The sequence below is a fragment of the Frankia torreyi genome (genome assembly GCF_000948395.1).
GTDB lineage: Bacteria > Actinomycetota > Actinomycetes > Frankiales > Frankiaceae > Frankia > Frankia torreyi.
In genome coordinates this window covers 61,005-81,764 of sequence record NZ_JYFN01000032.1, presented here as the reverse complement: position 1 = coordinate 81,764, position 20,760 = coordinate 61,005, and the positions used below count along the sequence as shown (strand labels likewise).

The window sequence follows — 20,760 nt, the reverse complement described above, 5'->3', positions numbered from 1 at the left end:
GTTCCCGCTGCCTGCGCCCGACCGTGGCCCAGATGTCGCCGCTGGTCTCGGCGAACCGCTTGGCGACCAGCCGCAGCGTCTCACCCGAGACACCCAGCCGTGCCGCGATCACCTCGACAGGATCAACCTCGCCGGTCGAGGTGTCCAACGCGAGCAGCACCTGCGCCCGCCTGATCATCGAGGCCGGATGCACACCCGTGGTGGTGACCCGAACCAACGCTTCACGATCGGCCGCGGTCAAGGTGACCGGCCGCTTCTTCTGTGACGGCATGACTTGTCCTGACCGGCAGAGGGGACGAGGAAGATCTGCCAACACCAGCCTGCCACACCCCAGAACTAAACAGCGACGGTCTACTAGTGGGTGGCCGGCGCGACGTTCAGGGTTCGGGTGTGCTCGGTGCGGACGGCGCTCAGCTCGTTCGGGTTGAGCCCGAGCAGCGTGAGAATGGTCGGGGCGATCGAGGTGGTCTCGACCGGAGCCGGGTCGATCCGACCCGCGTGGGCGCCGGCACCGGAGACGACGAGCGGGACGTTGCGGTCCTGCGGGTCGGCGCCGCCGTGCTCGGCGATCTTGCTCGTGCCGCCGGTGTAGACCACGCCGTGCGCGACGATGCCGACGACATCGGGATGGCGGGCGTCACTCGCCGGGACACCGAAGAAGCGGGCGGCGCCGGCGCCGGCGTACGCCGTGGTGAGCCCGGAGGCGGGCAGCGTGCGGCTGGCGCCGCTGATCGTGTTGCCGGTGGCGTCGTGGGAGAGCAGGAAGGCCCGGGCGAAGTCGGCGGCGGCCTGCGACCGGTCGCTCAGCCACAGCTGCAGGATGTCGTCGTCCGTGGAGAAGGCGACCAGGTCGGCCGCGCCGGGGTGCGCCGTCGCCCAGGCCGCGTTCAGCGCCTTGCTGACGGCGCCGTCGTCGATGCGGGTCAGCGCGTTCGGGTCCGTCGGCGACTGGCCGTGCTTGGCCGACAGGATGATCGCGGTGCTGTCCGCCTGACCGGTCTGCCTCAGTTCGGCGACCAGGGCGCCGACCTGGTGGTCGACGAAGTCGAGTGCGCGGGCCAGCAGCGGCCCCGGCTCGGTGCCGCCCGGCAGGTAGCCGCCGGTCAGCCCGTCCGAGCTGGGCAGCTTCTGCGCGGTGGAGACCGACTGGAAGTTCAGTCCGAAGATCGCCGGGGTCGGGACCCGGTGGGTGCGGCCGTGGTCGTATCCGTCGATCTCGTTGCGGACCGCGGTCACCTTGTACGCGTCGTACTGCTGGGTGGCCGCGTTGTCCTTCGTCCAGTCGCCGCCGGGGTAGCCGAGGGCGGTGCTGTTGATCTCAGGGGTGAACAGGTCCTGGACGCCGGTGCCCGACGGGCCGTTGAGGATCTCGTAGGCGGGGTGCTTGTCCGACCAGGCGGTGCCCAGCCCGTGGGCGCGTGCCACCTCGAAGACGGTGTTCGCCGTGAGGTAGGAGTGCGGGTAGACCGGCTTGCAGGTCTTCGGGTCGACCGGCAGCGTCTTCGGGTCAAGCAGCGACTGGGGCGACCCGGTCAGGGACAGGATGCTGCCGGGCAGCCCGGCGAGACCCTGCCCCGCGTCGAGGGAGCTCTGGTCGCGGTCGGCGGCCTCGGTGAACGCGACCTCGGCGCCCGGCTTCACCCCGGCGCAGGACGTCGTGCCGGCGGGCAGCAGGCTGTGGTTGAAGGTGTCGTCGTAGTAGATGCCCGTGGTCGCCGGACTGCCGCCCGTCACCTGGGCGATCAGCCCGGGGAACGAGTCGGACGGCACCGGGGTCGACGCGTGGGTGTACGAGACACCGGCGCCGACCAGCCCGGCCAGCGCCGAACCCGGATGCGTACGGACGTACGCACTGAGATCCGCCTGGTGAAGTCCGTCCACGGACAGCAGCAGGACGTGCCGGGCCGGGGACCGGGTGTGCTCGGGTGACCCGGCCACCGCGGGCGTGGCGGCCGAGACCGCCACCACTCCGGACAGGGCCAGTGCGGACAGGGCCAGTGCGGACAGGGCCGGCCCGGACGCCGCCATCCCGACTGCCCGTCGGGTGGGAGAACGGAACACGAATTCCTCCTCGAACGCACCGGACCATACCGGCGCGCTCCGTATTGCTAGCCCGCCCGGATGGCCGATCGTCAACGCCCGAGAAAATCCCCGGGTAAGAAATCCCGTGCAATACGCGGAATTTCCCTCCGACCCTCATCCGTCGCCCAAGAACTGGCTGTCCGGGGTTCTTCACATGGTCCTCACATCAGGCGTCCTGTACAGCGGTCGGCGCCCGGCGGACGAAGCAGACCCGCGCATCCGCCAGCCAGGTCATGAGGTCGCCAGGGGTCGGGCCGAGCTCTCGTCCACGATCGGCGGGGCGGGCCGGGGGTCGCGACGACACGGAAAGGTGCGGCCCGATCGCTCACCGGGGCGGGCGGGGATCCGTCTCCCACCATGGCCGCATGCGCGTCGCGCCCCCTTCGGCCTCGTCCAGCAACCGGTCCGCCTCGCGGGCCTCCCGCTCGTCCACCCGCATCCAGCGCACCATCAGCACGGCGACGAAAGGCAGGTCCGCCACCTCGCCGACACTCCACAGGATCGCACCAGCCGTGTGCTGATCGGTCAGCGGCGACGGCCCCCAGGAACGATGCAGAGCAAGGTAGCGGACAGGCGCCAGGAGGTGGGTGCGAAACGTCAGCACTCCGCCCGGAAGGCTGTCCAGCAACAGCGCCAGGAAACCGATGAAAAGCGCGGCTGCCGCGGCGATCCCGGTCACCTGTGCCGATCCTTCGATCAGCGGCACCGCGACGAGAAAACCCAGCGCCAGCAGTGCGACCTGCAGAGCGTGATAGATCGGCTCGCTTCGCAAGCTCGCTCCGGAGATCCCGGTGAACACGACGAGGGGGGTGACGACCGGCACCAGCAGAGCGCCGACAATCGGGCTGACCGCGCCGCGTAGCAGTCGCACCCGGGTGAGTCGGCCCCCGATCCGGCGCAATCGATCCGGCGCAATCGATCCGACGCGACAGACCGGACCAGTTCGACGGGCCGACCACACGCCAGGAGCACGGGTGTGATCATGAAAAGGCCGAGCACCTGGACGATGTACGCCGAGAACAAGGCGTGGGCAGCGGTGGGGCGCGGCACGGCTGCCCGTCTGCCCCGGCCGCCCCGCTACGTGGTTCTGCCGGCGCGGGGATGATTCCGGCGAACGAGCGCGTGCGGGAAAGGCCGCGGGCCGCTGGCAGTGGACGTCGCGAGGGCGGGGGTGGTACCGCTCAGTGGTACCGCCCACTGCAGACTGTCGCGGAGGGCCGGTCGCCACACGCTGAAGTCGTGACTCCCCGGCCGCAGCCGCAGGACGACGTCGAAACCCGGGCGCCGCGACAGCGTCGCCGCCATGTTCCGAGTGTCCGACAGCGCCTCGCGATCACTGCGCCCGCTGTCCATCCAGACCCGCATCGGCGGGTACGGCGGCAGGGTCGGCGCGTAGAGCGCCGGGGTGTTGGACGCGGCGACGAGCGCAAGATCGGGCCGGTTCCCGAACAGGCCGGCCATCCCTCCGTCGTGCGTGGGCTTGTCCATCCCGGACATGTCCACGATCGTCGCGACGAGATCACGGTGGCGCAGCCCGAGGTTCAGCGCACAGTAGCCGCCCGCGGACATCCCGGCGAAGATCCGGTCGGCCCGGTCCGGGATCGCGCGCAGGCGGGCGTCGACCGTGGGGATGACGTCGTCGACCAGATAGGTCTCGATGTGCTCACTGGGCCGGTCGACGCACTCGCTGTCATCGAGCCAGCCGTGGCTCAGCCGGGGGGCGACGAAGATCGCGGGCCGACCCTCACCGGCGAGCAACGCGCCGATCTCCGCCGCCCGGTTCGCCCGGTACCAGTCGACCGGGGCGCCCGGCGAACCGTGCATCAGGTAGACCACCGGGAAGCGGGCCTGCGGCTCGGTGAAGTACTGCGGAGGCAGGTAGACCATCGCCTCCCGGACACCGAAACCGCTACGGACCCCGGTGACCGGCAGATCGATGACCGACCCGTTCGGGTGCGGCCGCGGCGGTGCCGGCGTCGCGGCCTCGCGCACCGACGCCGTCGGCCACGACCGAATGCCGATGACGTCGTCGACCCGGGGCAGGTAGCTGTAATGGGCGTTGACCAGATCCGCCACCGTCGCCAGCGTCAGCACCACCGACAACCCCGCCATCGCCGCCGTCACCAGCCGGCCCCGCCGGGCCAGCAGCACGCAGCCCGCCCAGGACAGCAGCGCAAGCGCGGCCAACGACAGGATGAACCACTTCCCGATGACGACCAGCGATCCCAACGTCCACCCCTACCCGGCAAGGAGACACTCGTGCATGGACTCCTCGGCAGGTGCTGTGTCTGCGCCCGTTCCCCGGACAGTCCCGCCAAGAGCAGATTCTGCTGTAAAACGTCCACGGAGGGGCCGTTTGATCCGGATCACGGTATCGGGTGTCCGACCCCCGACCTGACGCGCACGACCCCAAAAAGACGATCATGATGGCCCGCCGGAACAGAGGACGGCGGCGGGAGACCCGTCAGGTGAGCAGGTCGTGGACTGCCACCGGGGTAAGGCCGGCCGTGTGGAGGTTCGCGACGATACGGGGAAACGCGGCGACGGTGCCCGGGTAGCCGAAATGCATGCTCACGATGGAGCCCGGTCGGGTGCCGGCCCGTACCCGTGCGACGACGGCGTCGGTTCCCGGGGAGGTGTAGTCCAGCGGGTCGACGTCGAAGTCGACGACCGTGCGGTACCCGGCGGCGCCGGCCTCGGTGAGGATCAACGGGGTGGCGGTGCTCGTGCCGGAGGGTCGGAAGTAGCGGCCCTGGGTCGGCGCGAGGCGAGCCAGTACGTCCCGGCAGCCCGTGATCTCGGCGGCGACCTGGTCGGCCGGGAGCGCGGTCAGTGTCGGGTGGGTGTAGGTGTGATTGGCCAGTTCGTTGCCGCCCCCCAGGATGGCCGGGACGAGATCCTGGTGCTCGTCCAGCCATCGTCCGACGGCGAACACCGTGATCGGCACGGCGAGTCGGGTGGCGTCGGCGAGGAGCTGATGGGCCAGGGAGAGGTCCTGGCCGGTCTGGTGCGGGCCGAGGTGGAAGGTGAGGGCGACCCGGGGTCGATCCCGCGGTCCGTTCGTCACCGCCACCGCGCTGCCCCCCGGGACCAGCCCCGGGCCGCTGGGATCCGCAGCCGCCGCGGTCGCGGCCGACGCGGTCGCGGCCGACGTGCCGCCGGCGGCCGTGACGGATGGCGACGGCGACGGCCCGGCGGGGGTGGATCCGTCGGCGGCGCAGGCCGCCAACCCCGTGGCCGCGACCACCGCGCCGGCCCCGGCGAGGAAGCGACGGCGCGAGGAATCAGGGAAGACCGACTCGGGCATGAGCGCAGGCTACCCGGCACGGCATGACGGCTGGCAACGCTCCATCCGCATGAGGACGAGGACGGGGCCGGGGGCTGGCGGCCGGAGCTCGCCGGCCGGGAGTCCGCCGGCCGGGGGCGGTGTGCGGTGTGCGGTGTGCGGTCAGCCGACGGCCCGGGACGTGCCGAACATGGTGTCCAGGGTGACCGGCTCGAGCTGACGCTGCTCGATCAACTGCTCGATCTGGTCGAACAGGCCGAGGATGGTCTGGTGGTTGGCGTGACCGAGCATGATCGTTCCTGGCTGGAGGTACTGCTGGGCGAGCCCGATGAGCTGTTGTGGGGTGAGCAGGGTCGAGTCGCCGAAGCTGCCGTCCCACAGCAGGATCCGGGTGTACCCCAGTTCGCCGGCGAGCCCGTCGACGTGGTGGTTGTGGGCGCCGTAGGGCGGGCGGAACCAGGGCCGGCTGGTGATCCCGAAGGTCTGCTGGATCCACTGTTCGTTCTTCTCGATGTCGGCGCGGATCGCGGCGTCCGTCTCGTGCAGCAGGTTCTTGTGGGTCCAGGTGTGATTGCCGATCTGCAGCTGGCCGGTCTCGACCAACGGGCGCAGGGCCTCGGCGTGACGATCCCAGATCGCCCGGTAGGCGCCGTTCGGCGAGAACGTGATGGGGATCTTCGAGCGCTGGGCGAACGCCACGTAACCGGCGACCGTCGTGGCGTCATAGCCGTCGTCGATCGTCAGGGCGATTCTCCGGGTCCGGCCGGGCGCATGGGAGACGACGACCGGAGGGCCCGGATGCGGAGAGGGAATCGGCGCGGACAACGGCAGGGGGCCTTCGTCGGCTCCGGGGACCGCCGCGGTGGGCGCCGTGGACGTGGCGGGCGCCGTGGACGTGGTGGACGCCGTGGACGTGGTGGGCGCCGTGGGCGTGGTGGGCGCCGTGGGCGTGGTGGACGCGGTGCCGGGATCATGGGTCGCAGCGCCCTGGGGCGCGCTATCGGCCGAGCATCCGAGGAGGGCCTGCGCCGCACCGATGCTCAGGAGCGACAGAAGCACTCTTCGGTCCATAGCCCGACATTCTACGAATCATGATCGTGGCGAGGCTCACGACATACCGCACCATCGACCGGCGAGAGTGATGAATCTTCGCCAAAACCGCCATCTGCCCGGGTAGTCACAGACCAGAATCCGCTTGGACCGAAAAAGCTCCGGCGACCCGGGGGCGGCTTCGCCGGGTCGCCGGGACCGGCGTCGACCGGCATGGCGCAGCGGCGGGGGTTCCGGGAGTACCTGACCGGGCTGCTCGCCCCGCGGGACCGGAACAAGACGCTGACCTGCCTGCCTGCCTGCCTGCCTGGCGGGCTGGCGGGCTGGCGCCGGGCCGGTCGCCCCCGTCGCTGGCGCGCATTCGTGGCCGATATCCTGGCCGGGCTCTACCCACCGGCTGTTCGCGAGCGAGGGGGCGCGGACATCAATCGCGAGGTGTCCGCCTCCGTAGTCGCGTGACAGCCGTCGGTACGGTGGTGCGCCGCTTCCACACGTTCACTCCGCGAGCACGCGTTCGAGTTCGTCCCGACTGCCGGCGAGGGCGACGACACCGGCATCATCGGTTGCGGCCCAGACGAGATGGCCGCCGAGTTCGTACTGCGCGAGCCGCACGTGCCCGTGCCGATGCGCCGGCGCAACCGGTGCGTGGGGGGGAAACCGCGGGCCACCACTCATTCCATCCACCTCCGCTGCCGCCGACGGCGCCAGGACCACCGCCGGTGAAGACCAACACTCATTGGCTACCGAGTTCAGGATATAGAGAAGCCGGGTTCGTATCGACCGCGGCAGGTCCGGATGGTCGAATGCCGTGGCGAGGGCGTGTGCCAGCACACAGCCAAGCCCATCGGAAACGGGAATGTGTCAGACGTCACGGAAGATCGGTGGTCGCTTCTCGACGAACGCGGCCATACCCTCCTTCTGGTCGGCGGTCGCGAAGGTGGAATGGAACAGGCGGCGCTCGAACAGAACGCCCTCGGTGAGCGTCGTCTCGAAGGCGCGGTCGACCGCCTCCGTGACCATCACCGCCGCCGGCGTCGACATTCCGGCGATCTTCTCGGCCACCCCCAGGGCCTCGTCCACCAGGTCCGCGGCAGGAACTATCCGCGAGACGAGCCCGGCGCGCTCGGCCTCGTCGGCGCCCATCGTGCGGCCGGTCAGACACAGGTCCATCGCCTTCGCCTTGCCCACCGCGCGGGTCAGCCGCTGCGAGCCGCCCATGCCGGGAATCACCCCGAGCGTGATTTCCGGCTGGCCGAACTTCGCGGTGTCCGCGGCGAGCAGCACGTCGCACATCATCGCCAGTTCGCAGCCGCCGCCCAGCGCGTACCCGGCGACCGCGGCGATCAGCGGAGTACGCACCCGAGTCAGCGCGTCCCAGCCCGCGAACCAGTCCGCCGCGTAGACGTCGCTGAAGCTCTTCGGCTGCATCTCCTTGATGTCCGCCCCGGCGGCGAACGCCTTCGCCGAGCCGGTGAGGACGATCGCCCCGACCGACGGGTCACGGTCCAGCTCCGCCGCGGCCGCGGTGACCTCCCCCATCACCTGGAGGTTGAGGGCGTTCAGCGCCTTCGGCCGGTTCAGAGTGATCCGGGCGACGCCGGGACGTGGTCGATCGACGAGGATGGTCTCGTAACCGGTGCTCTCGGGCACGCCGGTGGTTACAGCCACGCCGGTGGTTACAGCCACGCCGGTGGTCGCAGCCACCCCGGTGGTCGCAGCAGCCACGCCGGTGGTGGCAACGTCGACGGGTCCAGCGGTGCCGTTCGCGTCATTCATGCGCGGTTTCCTCGTCGTGGCGGGCGCCCACGGCGCCGTCGCGGATGGCGGTGATGACGGCCGAGAAGTCCCGGCCCGGACCGTCCACGCGGACGAAGTCCGCGTAGATCTCGGCGGCGGTGCGCCCCAGCACCGTCCGCACCCCTTCGGCATCGGCGGCCGACCGGGCGAGCCGGAGATCCTTGAGCATCAGACCGGAGGCGAAGCCGCCGCGGTAGGCCCGGTTGGCGGGGCTGGTCGGCACCGGCCCGGGGACGGGACAGTTGGTCGTCAGGGCCCAGCACTGCCCGGACGCGGTGGACGCGACGTCGAACAGGGCCTGGTCGGTGAGGCCGAGGCGTTGGCCGAGCGCGAACGCCTCGCTCACCGCGATCATCGAGATGCCGAGAATCATGTTGTTGCAGATCTTGGCGGCCTGCCCGGCCCCGGACGCTCCGCAGTGGATCGCCCGTGCACCCAGCGCGCGCAGCAGCGGCTCGGCCGAGGCGACGGACGCCGGGTCCCCCCCGACCATGAACGTCAGGGTCGCCGCTTCGGCGCCGACCACGCCGCCGGAGACCGGCGCGTCGATGGCGCGGCAGTCCGCCTCGATCACCAGGGCGGCGGCGGCCCGCGCGGCGGCGACGTCGATGGTGGAGCAGTCGATGAACAGGGTTCCCGGCCCGACCGCGGGGAGGATGTCCCGGTAGCAGTCCAGGACGTGGCGGCCGCTGGGCAGCATGGTGATGACGATGTCGGCGCCCCGGGCGGCGTCGGCCGCACTCGCGGCGGTGCCGACGGAGGCGCTCTCGGCCCGCGCGACCGCCGCCGGCACCGGGTCGAACCCGGTCACCGACGCACCGGCCCGCACGAGGTTCACCGCCATCGGCCGGCCCATGTTGCCCAGGCCGAGAAAGGCGATTCGCCGATCGGCGAGTTCCATGACTGTGGCCTCCTCGTCGATCTCACCAATGTTCACCGGTGCGTTCCCCCCTCGGTGCGGCCAAGCCCGAGCTCGGGTCCAGCAGGCGGCGCGAAGAAGTCGGCGACGAGGTCGTCGCCGACGTCCGCCAGCCGCTGCGGGGTCCAGTGCGGGTTGCGGTCCTTGTCGATGATCTGCGCCCGGATGCCCTCCGCCAGGTCGGGCGAATGCAGGCAGGCGCTGGAAACCCGGAACTCCTGGTCGAGCGCCGCCTCGAGGGTCGGCAGCCGGGCGGCGAGCCGCAGCGCGCGCAGGGTCACCTTGAGCGCGGTCGGGGACTTGCTCCCGATCTCCTTGGCCGCGGACCTGGCCTCCTGCCCCTGCTCACCGAGCCGAGCCAGGATCTCCTCGACCGTCGACGCGCCGTAGCAGGCGTCGATCCACCCCGCCTGGGCGGCAAGATCGCTCGCTGGGGCGGGTTCGGCGAACGCCGCCACCACATCCGCCGGATGCTCGCCAGCCCGCCCGTCGCCATCCCGCCCGTCGCCATCCCGCCCGCTGCGGCCCAGCGCCTCGGCCAGGGCGTCGAGCCGGTGGCTGGGCACGAAATGGTCGGCGAGCCCGCAGTGGATCACGTCGGCGCCGGTGAGCTGGGTGGTCGTGAGCGCGGCGTGGGTGCCCAGTTCACCCGGCGCCCGGGACAGCAGGTAGGTGCCGCCGACGTCCGGGACGAACCCGATACCGACCTCGGGCATGGCGATGCGGGAACGTTCCGTCACGACGCGCAGCGCGCCATGCGCGGAAATTCCGACCCCGCCGCCCATCACCAGCCCGTCCATGAACGCCACATACGGTTTCGGATACCGGTGGATACGCGCGTTGAGCCGGTATTCCTCGGCCCAGAAGTCCAGCGAACCGGTGCCCCCGGAACGGGCATCATCGTAGATCGCGCGAATGTCGCCTCCGGCGCACAGTCCCCGGTCCCCGGCGCCCTCGATCAACACAGCGCGGATCCGCTCGTCATGCTCCCAGCGGTCGAGCACGTCCGCGATGGTCCGCACCATGCCATGAGTCAGCGCGTTGATGGCGCGCGGCCGGTTCAGCGTTATCCGGCCCAGGCCACCCTGAACCGCGACCAGCACATCGGTCATGGCGCCGCCGCCAGCATCGAACGGGACACGATGACCCGCATGATCTCGTTCGTTCCTTCCAGGATCTGGTGGACCCGCAGATCGCGGACGATCTTCTCCAGGCCGTACTCGCTCAGATAGCCGTAGCCGCCGTGCAGTTGCAGGGCCTGGTTCGCGACCTCGAATCCGGTGTCGGTCGCGAAGCGTTTCGCCATCGCGCACAGCGGGGTGGCGTCACGCTCACCGGCGTCCAGCGCGGCCGCGGCGCGCCACAGCAGGGTGCGCGCGGCCTCCAAGCCGGTGCGCATGTCCGCCAGCCGGAAGCGCAACGCCTGGGCGTCGGCGAGCTTCGCGCCGAACGCCTCCCGCTCCAGCAGGTGCCGCACCGCCTTGCCCAACGCGGCCTGCGCCCCGCCGAGCGAACACGCCGAGATGTTCAGCCGCCCCCCGTCCAGCGCGGACATCGCGACGGCGAACCCGCCGCCCTCGGGACCGAGCCGGTCGCCGGCCGGGACCCGCGCGCCGTCGAGGATGACCTGGCGGGTCGGCTGGGCATTCCAGCCCATCTTCGTCTCGTTGGGGCCGAAGGACATTCCTGGGTTCGCCCGGTCGACGACGAACGCCGATATCCCTTTCGGACCGGGACCGCCCGTGCGGGCGAGCACCACGTAGATGTCGGCAGCTCCGGCGCCGGAGATGAACTGCTTGACCCCGTCGAGGATGTAGGAGTCGCCCTCGCGCCGGGCCCGCGTCGACAGGGCGGCGGCGTCGGAGCCCGCTCCCGGTTCGGTCAGGCAGTAGCTGGCCAGGTGCTCCATGGAACACAGTGCCGGGACGAAACGGGCTCGCTGCCCCGCGTCGCCGTACCGGTCGATCATCGCGGTGACCATGTTGTGGATGGAGAGATAGGCGGCGATCGACGGGCACCCCGTCGCCAGCGCCTCGAAGATCACCGCGGAGTCGAGCCGACCGAGTCCGCTGCCGCCCACGTCCTCGGCGACACAGATCCCGCCCATGCCAAGCTGCGCGGCCTTGCGGAGCACGTCGACGGGAAAGTGCTTGGTCTGGTCCCAGCGCAGCGCGTTCGGTTCGAGATGTTCGGCGGCGAACGCGGCCGCGGTGTCGCGCAGCGCGTGCTGTTCGGCGGTGAGAATCATCGGGTGAGCCGTCAGTTCATCGTCGGGATGACGAAGCTGGCGCCCTCTTTGGTCCCACCGGGCCAGCGCGAGGTGACGGTCTTGGTTCGCGTGTAGAAACGAATCGAATCGGGACCGTGCTGGTTGAGATCCCCGAAACCGGACCGCTTCCAGCCGCCAAAGGTGTGATAGGCGATCGGGACCGGGATCGGCACGTTCACCCCGACCATCCCGGTGTTGACGCGGCTGGTGAAATCGCGGGCGGTGTCACCGTCCCGGGTGAAGATGGCGACCCCGTTGCCGTACTCGTGTTCGCTCGGCAGCCGCAACGCCTCGGCGTAGTCCCGGGCACGGACCACCGTGAGCACCGGGCCGAAGATCTCCTCCCGATAGATCCGCATGTCCGGGGTGACATGGTCGAACAGCGTGCCGCCGAGGAAGAAGCCGCCCTCATGGCCGGCAACGACGTGTTCGCGACCGTCGACGACCAGGTCCGCGCCCTCCTCGACGCCGCTGCGGACATAGTCGCGCACCCGCTGGACGGCGGCCGCGGTGATCAGGGGGCCGAAGTCGACTCCTGCGTCGTCCGAGGCGCCGACCTTCAGGGCGCGCACCCGCGCGGCGAGCCGTTCGACGAGCGCGTCCGCCGTGGCCGCCCCGACCGGGACCGCCACCGAGATGGCCATGCACCGCTCCCCCGCAGACCCGTAACCGGCTCCGACGAGGGCGTCGACGACCTGGTCGAGGTCGGCGTCCGGCATCACGATCATGTGGTTCTTCGCGCCACCGAAGCACTGCGCGCGCTTGCCGTGCGCCGCCGCCGTGGCGTAGATGTACTCGGCGATCGCCGACGAACCGACGAACCCGATCGCCTGGATCCGCGGGTCGGTCAGCAGCGCGTCCACGGCCACCTTGTCGCCGTTCACCACGTTGAGCACCCCCGGGGGCAGGCCGGCGTCGACAAAGAGCTCCGCCAGCCGCAGCGGCACCGACGGGTCACGCTCGGACGGCTTGAGCACGAACGCATTGCCGCAGGCGATGGCCGGGGCGGCCTTCCACAACGGGATCATCGCCGGGAAGTTGAACGGGGTGATCCCGGCGACCACGCCGAGCGGTTGGCGCATCGAGTAGACGTCGATCCCGGTGCCCGCGCTCGCGGAGAAATCGCCCTTCAGCAGGTGCGGAATGCCGATCGCGAACTCGACCACCTCCAGCCCCCGCTCGATGTCGCCGACCGCGTCGGCGATCGTCTTACCGTGTTCGGACGACAGCAGCCGGGCCAGGCTCTCGCGCTCGGCGCGGACCAGTTCCACAAAACGCATCAGCACCCGCGCCCGGCGCTGCGGATTCCACCGCGCCCACTCGAGCTGTGCCGCGGCTGCATCGGTGATGACGGCGTCGACCTCGGCCTGCGACGCCAGTGGGACGCGGGCCTGGACCCGGCCGGTGTTCGGATCGAACACGTCGCCGAACCGGCCGGATGTTCCGGGCAGCAGCTTGCCGGCCACAAAATGATGCAACTCGTTCACGATGTCAGCCACCTGATTCCCTACGGGAGGACCGCTTGACGAACAGAGCCCCGTCACGTGCGCGAGACGGGACATGGATGGGATCCACGAGCTCGACGGGTACCTCGACATGGCGCGAACGCACGTACTCGGCAAGCCCCTTCGCCTGCGGGTCGGGACGGGTCGCCGAGGCGACCCCCTCGCCGAGCAGGCCGACGACGACGAAGTTCACCGCCCGCAGGTTCGCGAGCTCGTAGCGGCGGACGTCCAGCCCCCGGGCTTCCGGCACCAGCTCGGCGAAGCGCCGCACGGTCAGCTCGGCGGCGAGCCAGGCGTAGGTCGCGGCGTCGCGGGCCCAGACGCCGACGTTGGCGTTGCCGCCCTTGTCCCCGGAGCGGGCGCCCACCAGCAGACCCAGCGGGATCCGTACCGTGCCACCCGGAGCACTCAGGACCGGCGGAGCGTTCGGGACCGGCGGAGCGTTCGGGGACGGCGGAGCACTCGGGGACGGCGGAGCACTCGGGGACGGCGTCGCCGGCGATGTCCGCGCAGAAGGCGCCGCGGTGGCCGGGGCCAGCGGGCTGTGCGGGATGGCGATCCCGCGGCCATCGTCGAGGACGACGCGATGCTCCACCGCGTCCCGCCCGACGAGCGTCGGCCAGTACACGCCGTACGCGCTCTCGGCGGTCGGTGGGGTCGTCGTGTGGAAGCCGGCGTACCCGCCCAGGGCCAGTGCCATCGTCGCGTCCGAAAACGCTCGGCCCACCCGCTTCGGATCACGATCCTTCACCGTGATCCGCAGGTGCGCCGTCGCCAGGGCGTTGTCGTCGGCGTCGGGATGGTCGAACCGCAGCAGGCGCACGTCGACGGCGTCGAACGCGTTCTCGCCGCCGAGCAGGTCGAACAGCTCCCGGCGGGCCCAGGCGGCCTTCGCCTCGATGTCGAGACCGGTCAGGACCAGCGTCATCGTGTTGCGGTAGCCGCCCAGGTAGTTCATCGCGACCTTCAACGTGCCCGGCGGCGGGCTTCCCCGGGTGCCGGAGATCCGCACCCGGTGCGGCCCCTCCTGGGTCAGGCCCACCGTGTCGAAGTGCGCGACCACGTCAGGGTTCGGGTAGGCAGGCTCGGCGATCTCGTAGAGCAGTTGCGCGGTGACCGTTCCGACGGACACCAGTCCGCCGGTGTCGGCGTGCTTGGTGATGACGCTCGAGCCGTCGGCGGCGACCTCGGCGATCGGGAACCCCGGATACCGCCGATCGGTGACCTCCGAGCCGAACGCGTAGTTCCCGCCGCAGGCCTGCGGCCCGCACTCGATGACGTGGCCGGCCGCCACCGCGCCGGCGAGCCGGTCCCAGTCGGTGCGCGCCCAGCCGTGCCACCAGGCCGCCGGGCCGACGACGAGGGACGCGTCGGTCACCCGCGGAGTGACGACGACGTCCGCTCCCGCCGCCAGCGCGGCGGCGATGCCCCAGCCGCCGAGGTAGGCGTTCGCGGTCACCGGTTCGACCCCGCTCGCGGCCAGCTCGGCGAACGGGCGCCCGGTGTCCAGGTGCGTGAAGGACTCGCCGGCCGCCCGTAACGGCCCGATCCGGTCCGTCAGGTCGTCTCCGGTGACATGGGCGACCCGAGGCGACAGGCCGAGCCCGGCGGCGACCTTGGTGACCTGTTCGGCCAGGCCCGCGGGGTTGAGGCCGCCCGCGTTGACGACGATGCGGATCCCCCGGTCCAGGCACGTGCCGAGCACCTGTTCGAGCTGGACGAGGAACGTCCGCGCGTAGCCCGCACCGGGATCCCGTCGGCGGGCCTTCCACAGGATCAGCATCGTCAGCTCGGCGAGATAGTCGCCGGTGAGCACGTCGATCGGGCCGCCGTCGACCATGAGCCGCGCGGCGTCGATCCGGTCGCCGTAGAAACCCGAGCAGTTCGCGATGCGGACCGGACGCCGGACCGGACGGGCGTCCGGTCCGTCCACGCCAGGGTGCTGGTCGGCGCCAGGGTGCTGGTCGGCGCCAGGGTGCTGGTCGGCGGCCATCAGCGCCCGCTCCAGACCGGTCGGCGCTTCTCGCTGAACGCCCGCGGCCCCTCCTGGGCGTCGGCGCTGAGGTACACCGGCTCCCAGATCCGCTCCGCCTCGCGGTACGCCTCGGACAGGGGAAGCTGGGCGAGCAGACCGACGGTGCGCTTCGCGGCCCGCACCGACAGCGGCGCGTTGGCCGCGATCGTCGCGGCGAGTTCCCGCGCCCGACCGGCGAGGTCGGTTCCCGGGACGACCTCGTTGACGAGGCCGAGCTCGTAGGCGCGCCGGGCGGCCATCGGCTCGCCGGTGAGCAGCATCTGCATCGCGATCCGGGGCGGCAGCAGGTAGGGCAGCGGCGCGGCCCAGGGCGCCCCGCGGCCGACCTTGACCTCGGTGATCGCGAATCTGGCGTGCTCGGCGGCGACGACCAGGTCGCAGCACTGCGTCAGGAGGAATCCGCCGGCATAGGCGACGCCGTTGACGGCGGCGACGACGGGCTTGTCGACCTCGATGTTCCGGCCGGGTTGGGGCACGTAGTCCAGTGGCGGCACCCCAAGCGCCTGGGTCGCCATCTCCTTCAGATCGCCCCCGGCGCAGAAGGCCCGATCGCCCACGGCGGTGAGCACGAGAACGGACGCGTCCCCGTCCGCGTTGAACCTGGCGAAACCGTCCCACAGGCCCCGGCGGACCTCGGCGGACAGCGTGTTGCGGGCCTCCGGCCGGTCGATGGTCAGCCACGCGACCCGGTCGTCCCGCCGGTAGGTGACCGCGGGCGAGGTCATCGCGCCGGCCCCGGTGTGATGACGGCGAGGACGTGCCCGCCGTCGACGGTCTGGCCGGGACGCACGTCCAGCTCGTGCAGGACGCCGTCGTGCGGCGCGGTCACCGCGTGTTCCATCTTCATCGCCTCCAGAACGAGCACGACCTCTCCGGCGGTCACGGCCGCACCCCGCTCGACGGCGACCCGGACCACCGTTCCCGGCATCGGAGCGGTCAGCGATCCCGCCGCGGCGCTCGCGCCCGGCTCGACGAACCGGGGCGTCTCCCGGGCCACCGTCGACCCGCCGCGACCGTCCAGGTAGACCTCCGGCCCGACGCGGTGGACCCGGACCGTCGAACGAACGTCGTCCACGGTCAGATCGGCCTGTTCGCCGTCGAGGCGGTGCACCACCACGTCCCGGTCCCGGCCGTCGACGGTGACGTCGACGCGGTCCGCGCGCCAGCGGTACGTCACCTCCACCTCGCGCCCGGAGGCACCGAGCCCGGACGATCCCGGGCCGGACAGCGCGAAGACGGCACGCTGCGGGGAGGTCGGGACGTTGCGCCAGCCGGGCGGCGCGGTCGGGAGGATCCCGGTCGCCCGGCGCTCGGCCGCGGCGGTGAGCGCGGCCGCCACCAGGTGCGTCGCGAGGACGTCGGCGGACGTCGCGGGCGAGCCCATCGCGACCGCGTCGTGCCGGTCGAGATAACCGGTGTCGATGTCGCCGGAGCGGAACTCCTCGTCGCGCAGAACGGCGACCAGCAGCTCCCGGTTGGTGGTCACCCCGTGCACGCGGGTGCCGGCCAGCGCGCGGGCGAGTCGACGGATCGCCTCGTCACGCGTCGCGCCGTGCGCGATGACCTTGGCGAGCATCGGGTCGTAGTGGACGCCGACGACCGACCCGTCCGCGACTCCGCTGTCGACGCGAACGCCGTCGAACGTGGGCACGTCGAAACGGTGGATCGTCCCGGTCGCGGGGAGGAACCCGGCGGGCACGTCCTCGGCGTACAGGCGGGCCTCGACGGCATGGCCGGTGATGCGGGCGTGGCGCAGCTCGGCCGGCAGCGGCGCGCCCTGCGCCACCAGCAGCTGCGCCCGGACGAGGTCGAGCCCGGTCACCTGCTCGGTCACCGGGTGCTCGACCTGCAGCCGGGTGTTCACCTCGAGGAAGAAGAACCGGCCGGTGCGGTCGAGCACGAACTCGACGGTCCCGGCGCCGACGTAGCCGATCGCCGCGGCGGCCGCGACGGCGGCGGAGCCGAGGCGTTCCCGCAGGTGCTCGTCGACCGCGACGGACGGCGCCTCCTCGATGATCTTCTGGTAGCGCCGCTGGATCGAGCACTCCCGTTCGAACAGGTGCACGACGTCGCCGTGAGTGTCGGCGAAGACCTGCACCTCGACGTGGCGGGGACGCCAGACGTAGTGCTCCAGGAACACCGTGCCGTCGCCGAACGCCGAGGCCGCCTCGCGCCGTGCACCCGCCACGGCGTCCGCGAGCGCCCCGAGGTCGTGCACGATGCGCATCCCGCGCCCACCCCCGCCGTAGACGGCCTTGACCAGCACGGGGAAGTCCAGCTCAGCCGCGGCCTTCAGCAGCCGGTCTGGCTCGGCGAGCAGCTCGTCGTCGACGATCAGACCGGGTAGGACCGGCACGCCGGCCGCGCCCATCAGTTCCTTCGCCCGGGTCTTCGACCCCATGGCCTCGATGGCCTCCGGGGGCGGTCCGACGAACACGATCCCCGCCTGGGCGCACGCCCGCGCGAAGTCGGCGTTCTCGGACAGGAAGCCGTAGCCGGGATGGACGGCGTCGGCCCCCACCCGCAGCGCGGCGTCGATCACCAGATCGGCACGCAGATACGTCTCGGCCGGCGTCGCCCCGGGCAGCCGGACGGCCTCGTCGGCCGCGGCGACGAACGGGGCGCCCGCGTCGGGGTCGGAGAAGACCGCGACCGTGGCGATGTCCATCTCGTGCGCGGTCCGGATGATCCGGACCGCGATCTCGCCCCGGTTCGCGACCAGCAGTTTTGTGATCACTCGCCCCCCTGGGGTCGCTCGGCTCTGGGCTGTCACCGGGCTCTGGGCTGTCACCGGGCGCACGGGGCTCACATCCGGAAGACGCCGTAGCCACGGCGTCCCTCGATCGGGCCCGAGTGCGCGGCGGACAGGGCGATGCCGAGCACGGTGCGGGTGTCGCGCGGGTCGAGGACGCCGTCGTCGTAGAGCTTTCCGCTCAGGAAGAAGGCATGCGACTCCTCGCCGATCTGGCGTTCGATCTCCCCGCGGCGCTGGTCGTCGGCCGCGGTGTCGAACGGTCGGCCGGCGGCCTCGGCGGCGGCCCGGCCCACGATCGACAGCACCCCGGCGAGCTGGGCGGCGCCCATGACGGCGAGCTTGGCGCCCACCCAGGCGAACATCAGCCGTGGGTCGTAGGCGCGCCCCGACATGCCGTAGTTGCCCGCGCCGAACGACGCCGCCATGTTGACGGTCAGGTGCGGCACGGCGCTGTTCGTCACCGCGTTGATCATCTTGGCGCCGTCCTTGATGATGCCGCCCTGCTCGTAGGCCGCACCCACCATGAAGCCCGTGGTGTTCTGCAGGAAGATCAGCGGCGTGTCCACCTGGTTGGCGAGCTGGATGAACTCGGCGCCCTTCTTCGCCTCCGCGCTGAACAGCACGCCGTTGGCGTTGGCGAGGACCCCGACCGGAAAGCCGTGGATCGATGCCCAGCCGGTGACCAGGCTGGTGCCGTAGTCGGGCTTGTACTCACCGAACCGCGAGCCGTCGACGACCCGGGCGAGCACCTCGCGCGGGTCGAACGGCACCCGGATGTCCGCCGGCGCGATCCCCAGCAGCTCGTCGGCGTCGTACACGGGCGGGTCGGCGGGCAGGCTCGGCCCGGGTCCGCGCTTACGCCAGTTGATCTCGGACAGGATCCGCCGGCCGATTCGGATCGCGTCGGGCTCGTCGACCGCGAAGTAGTCCGCGACTCCGGAGACCCGCGCGTGCATCGCCGCGCCGCCGAGATCCTCGTCGTCGGACTCCTCGCCGGTCGCCATCTTGACCAGCGGTGGCCCGCCGAGGAACACCTTCGCCTGCCGGTCCACCAGCACCGCGTGGTCGCACATGCCCGGCACGTACGCCCCGCCCGCGGTGGAGTTGCCGAAGACCAGGGCGATGGTGGGGATGCCGTCGGCCGACAGGGCGGACAGGTCGTGGAAGATCTTCCCGGCCTGGACGAACAGGTCGGACTGGTTGGGCAGGTCGGCACCGCCGGACTCGACGAGGTTCACGACCGGCAGCCGGTTGCGCCTGGCGATGTCGAGGGCACGCAGCGTCTTGCGCAGCGAGTACGGGTTCATCGTGCCGCCGCGGACCGTCGGGTCGTGCCCGATGACGACGACCTCGACCCCGGACACCACCCCGATGCCGGTGACGACGCTCGCGCCGACAGCGAACTCCGTTCCCCAGGCCGCGAGCGGGGACAGTTCGAGGAACGCCGAGTCCCGGTCGAGCAGCAGCTCGACGCGTTCGCGCACCAGCAACCGGCCGCGTCGGCGGTGACGGTCGCGGTAGTGCTCGCCGCCGCCGGCCCGCGCGATCTCGAGCTGCTCTTCGAGCTGCGCGAGGTTCGCGAGCTGGGCGGCACGGTTCGTGCAATACAACTCGGAGGCGGTGTCCAGGCGGGACCGCAGGACGGTGCCCTCGGCCGCCCGCGCCCGCGCCGCCGGCCCGCCCGGCGCGGGCGCCCATCTCGTGGCGGAATACGTCATCGCTGTCTCCTCAGTGGGGCCGGAACTCCTCGTTGGGGCCGGAGCTCCTCGTTGGGGCCGGAGCTCCTCGTTGGGGCCGGAACTCCTCGTTGGGGCCGGAACTCCTCGTTGGGGCCGGAGCTCCTCAATAGGACCGGGGAAGGCCGAGGGTGTGCTGCGCGACGTAGTTGAGGATCATCTCCCGGTTGACCGGGGCGATCCGCAGCGTGCGCACCATCCCCCACAGCGGCACCAGGCCGTACTCGACGGCCATCCCGTTGCCGCCGTGGGTCTGGATCGCCTGGTCCACCGCCGCGAGGGCGGCCTCCGCGGCGGCGTACTTCGCCATGTTCGACGGCTCCCCGGCGGGCAGTCCGTGGTCATGCGACCACGCGGCCTTCTGCGTCATCAGCGCGGCGAGCGACGTCTCGATCCTCGCCTTCGCCAGCGGGTGGGAGACGCCCTGATGGGCGCCGATCGGGACGTCCCACACCTGCCGGTGACGCGCGTAGTCGGCGGCCTTTCCCAGCGCGTACCGGGCGATGCCGACGCAGATCGCGGCGCCGGTGATCCGTTCGGGGTTCAGGCCGTGGAACACCTGCCGGAAGCCGTCGCCCTCGACGCCGATCAGCGCGTCCGCCGGCACCCGGACGTCGTCGAAGAACAGCGTGAACTGCTGTTCGGGCATCTGTGCGGCGACCGGCAGCGGGTGGGCGACCAGGCCCGGCGTGTCGGTCGGCACGACGAACAGCGACAGCCGCGCCCGCCCGGTGGCCTCGTCCACGCCGGTCCGGGCGACGACGAGGACGGCCGCGGCCTCGTCGAAGCCGGAGATGTAGTACTTCTGCCCGGTCAGCACCCAGTCGTCGCCGTCGCGGACCGCCTTCGTCGCCAGCCGGTGGGTGTTCGACCCGGCGCCCGGCTCGGTGATCGCGAACACCACCTTGTGGCTGCCGTCGGCGAGGCCGGGCAGCCACCGCAGCTTCTGCTCCGCGCTGCCGAAACGGGAGATGACCTCGCCGGAGATCGCGGCGGAGACCACCAGGAGCAGCAGCGGGCAGCCCGCCGCGGCGGTCTCCTCGCAGACCGCCGCGAGCTCCACGATGCCGCCGCCACCGCCGCCGTAGGCCTCGGGGAGGTTCACCCCGAGGAAACCGGCCTGCGCGAGCGCCGCCCACACCTCGCTGGTCGGCCTGCGCGCGTGCGACCGCTCGGTGTAGTAGGCACCGCCGAACGGCTTCGCGATCGCGGCGACCGTCTCCCGCAGAGCCGCGAGCTCCGCGTCCTCACCGAAGTCCACAACGCTCACCGAAGTCCACAACGCCTCCCAGCGATTGATCGTCTGTCGAACCGGATCCGGGCCGC

At 71.5% G+C, this 20,760-nt stretch carries 17 protein-coding genes and 2 pseudogenes; 1 reads left to right on the top strand and 18 read right to left on the bottom strand.

Annotation, left to right across the window (positions count from 1 at the left end):
• From FF36_RS19425 to FF36_RS19400, 7 genes and pseudogenes are all read right to left on the bottom strand, one after another.
• Positions 1–271: pseudogene (locus FF36_RS19425) on the bottom strand (helix-turn-helix domain-containing protein); the annotation flags it as partial.
• Between the two features lie 83 nt (positions 272–354).
• Positions 355–2,061 carry an alkaline phosphatase family protein gene (locus FF36_RS19420; protein WP_236706195.1) on the bottom strand — a complete coding sequence of 569 codons (1,707 nt, stop codon included), beginning with the start codon at positions 2,059–2,061 and terminating at the stop codon, positions 355–357.
• Between the two features lie 346 nt (positions 2,062–2,407).
• Positions 2,408–3,043 (bottom strand): cytochrome c oxidase assembly protein, encoded by a 636-nt coding sequence (locus tag FF36_RS34335; protein ID WP_255355890.1) that lies wholly within the window; start codon positions 3,041–3,043, stop codon positions 2,408–2,410.
• A pseudogene (locus tag FF36_RS40950) lies at positions 3,025–3,132 on the bottom strand (cytochrome c oxidase assembly protein); the annotation flags it as partial. The gene FF36_RS34335 and the pseudogene FF36_RS40950, both read right to left, overlap by 19 nt.
• Before the next feature lie 27 nt (positions 3,133–3,159).
• Entirely contained in the window at positions 3,160–4,311 is a 1,152-nt protein-coding gene (locus FF36_RS19410; protein WP_044886531.1) for an alpha/beta hydrolase, read from the bottom strand.
• 235 nt (positions 4,312–4,546) lie between these two features.
• On the bottom strand, positions 4,547–5,389 hold the full coding sequence (locus FF36_RS19405) for a polysaccharide deacetylase family protein (protein WP_044886530.1): 843 nt from the start codon (positions 5,387–5,389) through the stop codon (positions 4,547–4,549).
• Positions 5,390–5,530: 141 nt separating this feature from the next.
• The gene (locus FF36_RS19400; RefSeq protein ID WP_242419372.1) at positions 5,531–6,427 is read right to left on the bottom strand and encodes a polysaccharide deacetylase family protein; all 897 of its coding nucleotides are present in this window, start codon (positions 6,425–6,427) and stop codon (positions 5,531–5,533) included.
• Positions 6,428–6,631: 204 nt separating this feature from the next.
• Here FF36_RS19400 and FF36_RS19395 point away from each other — a divergent pair, with 204 nt between their 5' ends.
• Positions 6,632–6,877, top strand: a complete 246-nt coding sequence (locus FF36_RS19395) for a hypothetical protein (RefSeq protein WP_044886528.1) — start codon at positions 6,632–6,634, stop codon at positions 6,875–6,877.
• A gap of 36 nt (positions 6,878–6,913) precedes the next feature.
• Here FF36_RS19395 and FF36_RS34975 read toward each other — a convergent pair whose 3' ends face one another.
• The 11 genes from FF36_RS34975 to FF36_RS19345 all read right to left on the bottom strand — a co-directional run bounded on the left by FF36_RS34975 (position 6,914) and on the right by FF36_RS19345 (position 20,704).
• Positions 6,914–7,093, bottom strand: coding sequence for a hypothetical protein (locus tag FF36_RS34975; RefSeq protein ID WP_128423339.1), 180 nt, complete (start codon positions 7,091–7,093; stop codon positions 6,914–6,916).
• 186 nt (positions 7,094–7,279) lie between these two features.
• Positions 7,280–8,194, bottom strand: a complete 915-nt coding sequence (locus FF36_RS19390) for an enoyl-CoA hydratase (protein ID WP_242419371.1) — start codon at positions 8,192–8,194, stop codon at positions 7,280–7,282.
• Positions 8,187–9,152: a 3-hydroxyisobutyrate dehydrogenase gene (gene mmsB, locus FF36_RS19385; protein ID WP_157871724.1), complete on the bottom strand. Its 966-nt coding sequence runs from the start codon at positions 9,150–9,152 to the stop codon at positions 8,187–8,189. The genes FF36_RS19390 and mmsB overlap by 8 nt, the downstream gene beginning before the upstream one ends.
• Positions 9,149–10,246, bottom strand: coding sequence for an enoyl-CoA hydratase/isomerase family protein (locus FF36_RS19380; protein WP_044886527.1), 1,098 nt, complete (start codon positions 10,244–10,246; stop codon positions 9,149–9,151). The genes mmsB and FF36_RS19380 overlap by 4 nt, the downstream gene beginning before the upstream one ends.
• Positions 10,243–11,382, bottom strand: a complete 1,140-nt coding sequence (locus FF36_RS19375) for an acyl-CoA dehydrogenase family protein (RefSeq protein WP_044886526.1) — start codon at positions 11,380–11,382, stop codon at positions 10,243–10,245. The genes FF36_RS19380 and FF36_RS19375 overlap by 4 nt, the downstream gene beginning before the upstream one ends.
• 11 nt (positions 11,383–11,393) lie before the next feature.
• Entirely contained in the window at positions 11,394–12,902 is a 1,509-nt protein-coding gene (locus tag FF36_RS19370) for a CoA-acylating methylmalonate-semialdehyde dehydrogenase (RefSeq protein WP_236706192.1), read from the bottom strand.
• Positions 12,895–14,901: an acyclic terpene utilization AtuA family protein gene (locus FF36_RS19365; RefSeq protein ID WP_242422634.1), complete on the bottom strand. Its 2,007-nt coding sequence runs from the start codon at positions 14,899–14,901 to the stop codon at positions 12,895–12,897. Before FF36_RS19365 ends, FF36_RS19370 begins: the two co-directional genes overlap by 8 nt.
• Positions 14,901–15,668 carry an enoyl-CoA hydratase/isomerase family protein gene (locus tag FF36_RS19360; protein WP_044886525.1) on the bottom strand — a complete coding sequence of 256 codons (768 nt, stop codon included), beginning with the start codon at positions 15,666–15,668 and terminating at the stop codon, positions 14,901–14,903. The genes FF36_RS19365 and FF36_RS19360 overlap by 1 nt, the downstream gene beginning before the upstream one ends.
• A complete protein-coding gene (locus FF36_RS19355) occupies positions 15,665–17,680 on the bottom strand; it encodes an ATP-binding protein (protein WP_044886524.1) in 2,016 nt (671 codons plus the stop codon). Before FF36_RS19355 ends, FF36_RS19360 begins: the two co-directional genes overlap by 4 nt.
• 68 nt (positions 17,681–17,748) lie before the next feature.
• Positions 17,749–19,416: an acyl-CoA carboxylase subunit beta gene (locus tag FF36_RS19350; protein ID WP_082122051.1), complete on the bottom strand. Its 1,668-nt coding sequence runs from the start codon at positions 19,414–19,416 to the stop codon at positions 17,749–17,751.
• 124 nt (positions 19,417–19,540) lie between these two features.
• Positions 19,541–20,704, bottom strand: a complete 1,164-nt coding sequence (locus FF36_RS19345; protein WP_236706190.1) for an acyl-CoA dehydrogenase family protein — start codon at positions 20,702–20,704, stop codon at positions 19,541–19,543.
• Positions 20,705–20,760 lie beyond the last annotated feature (56 nt).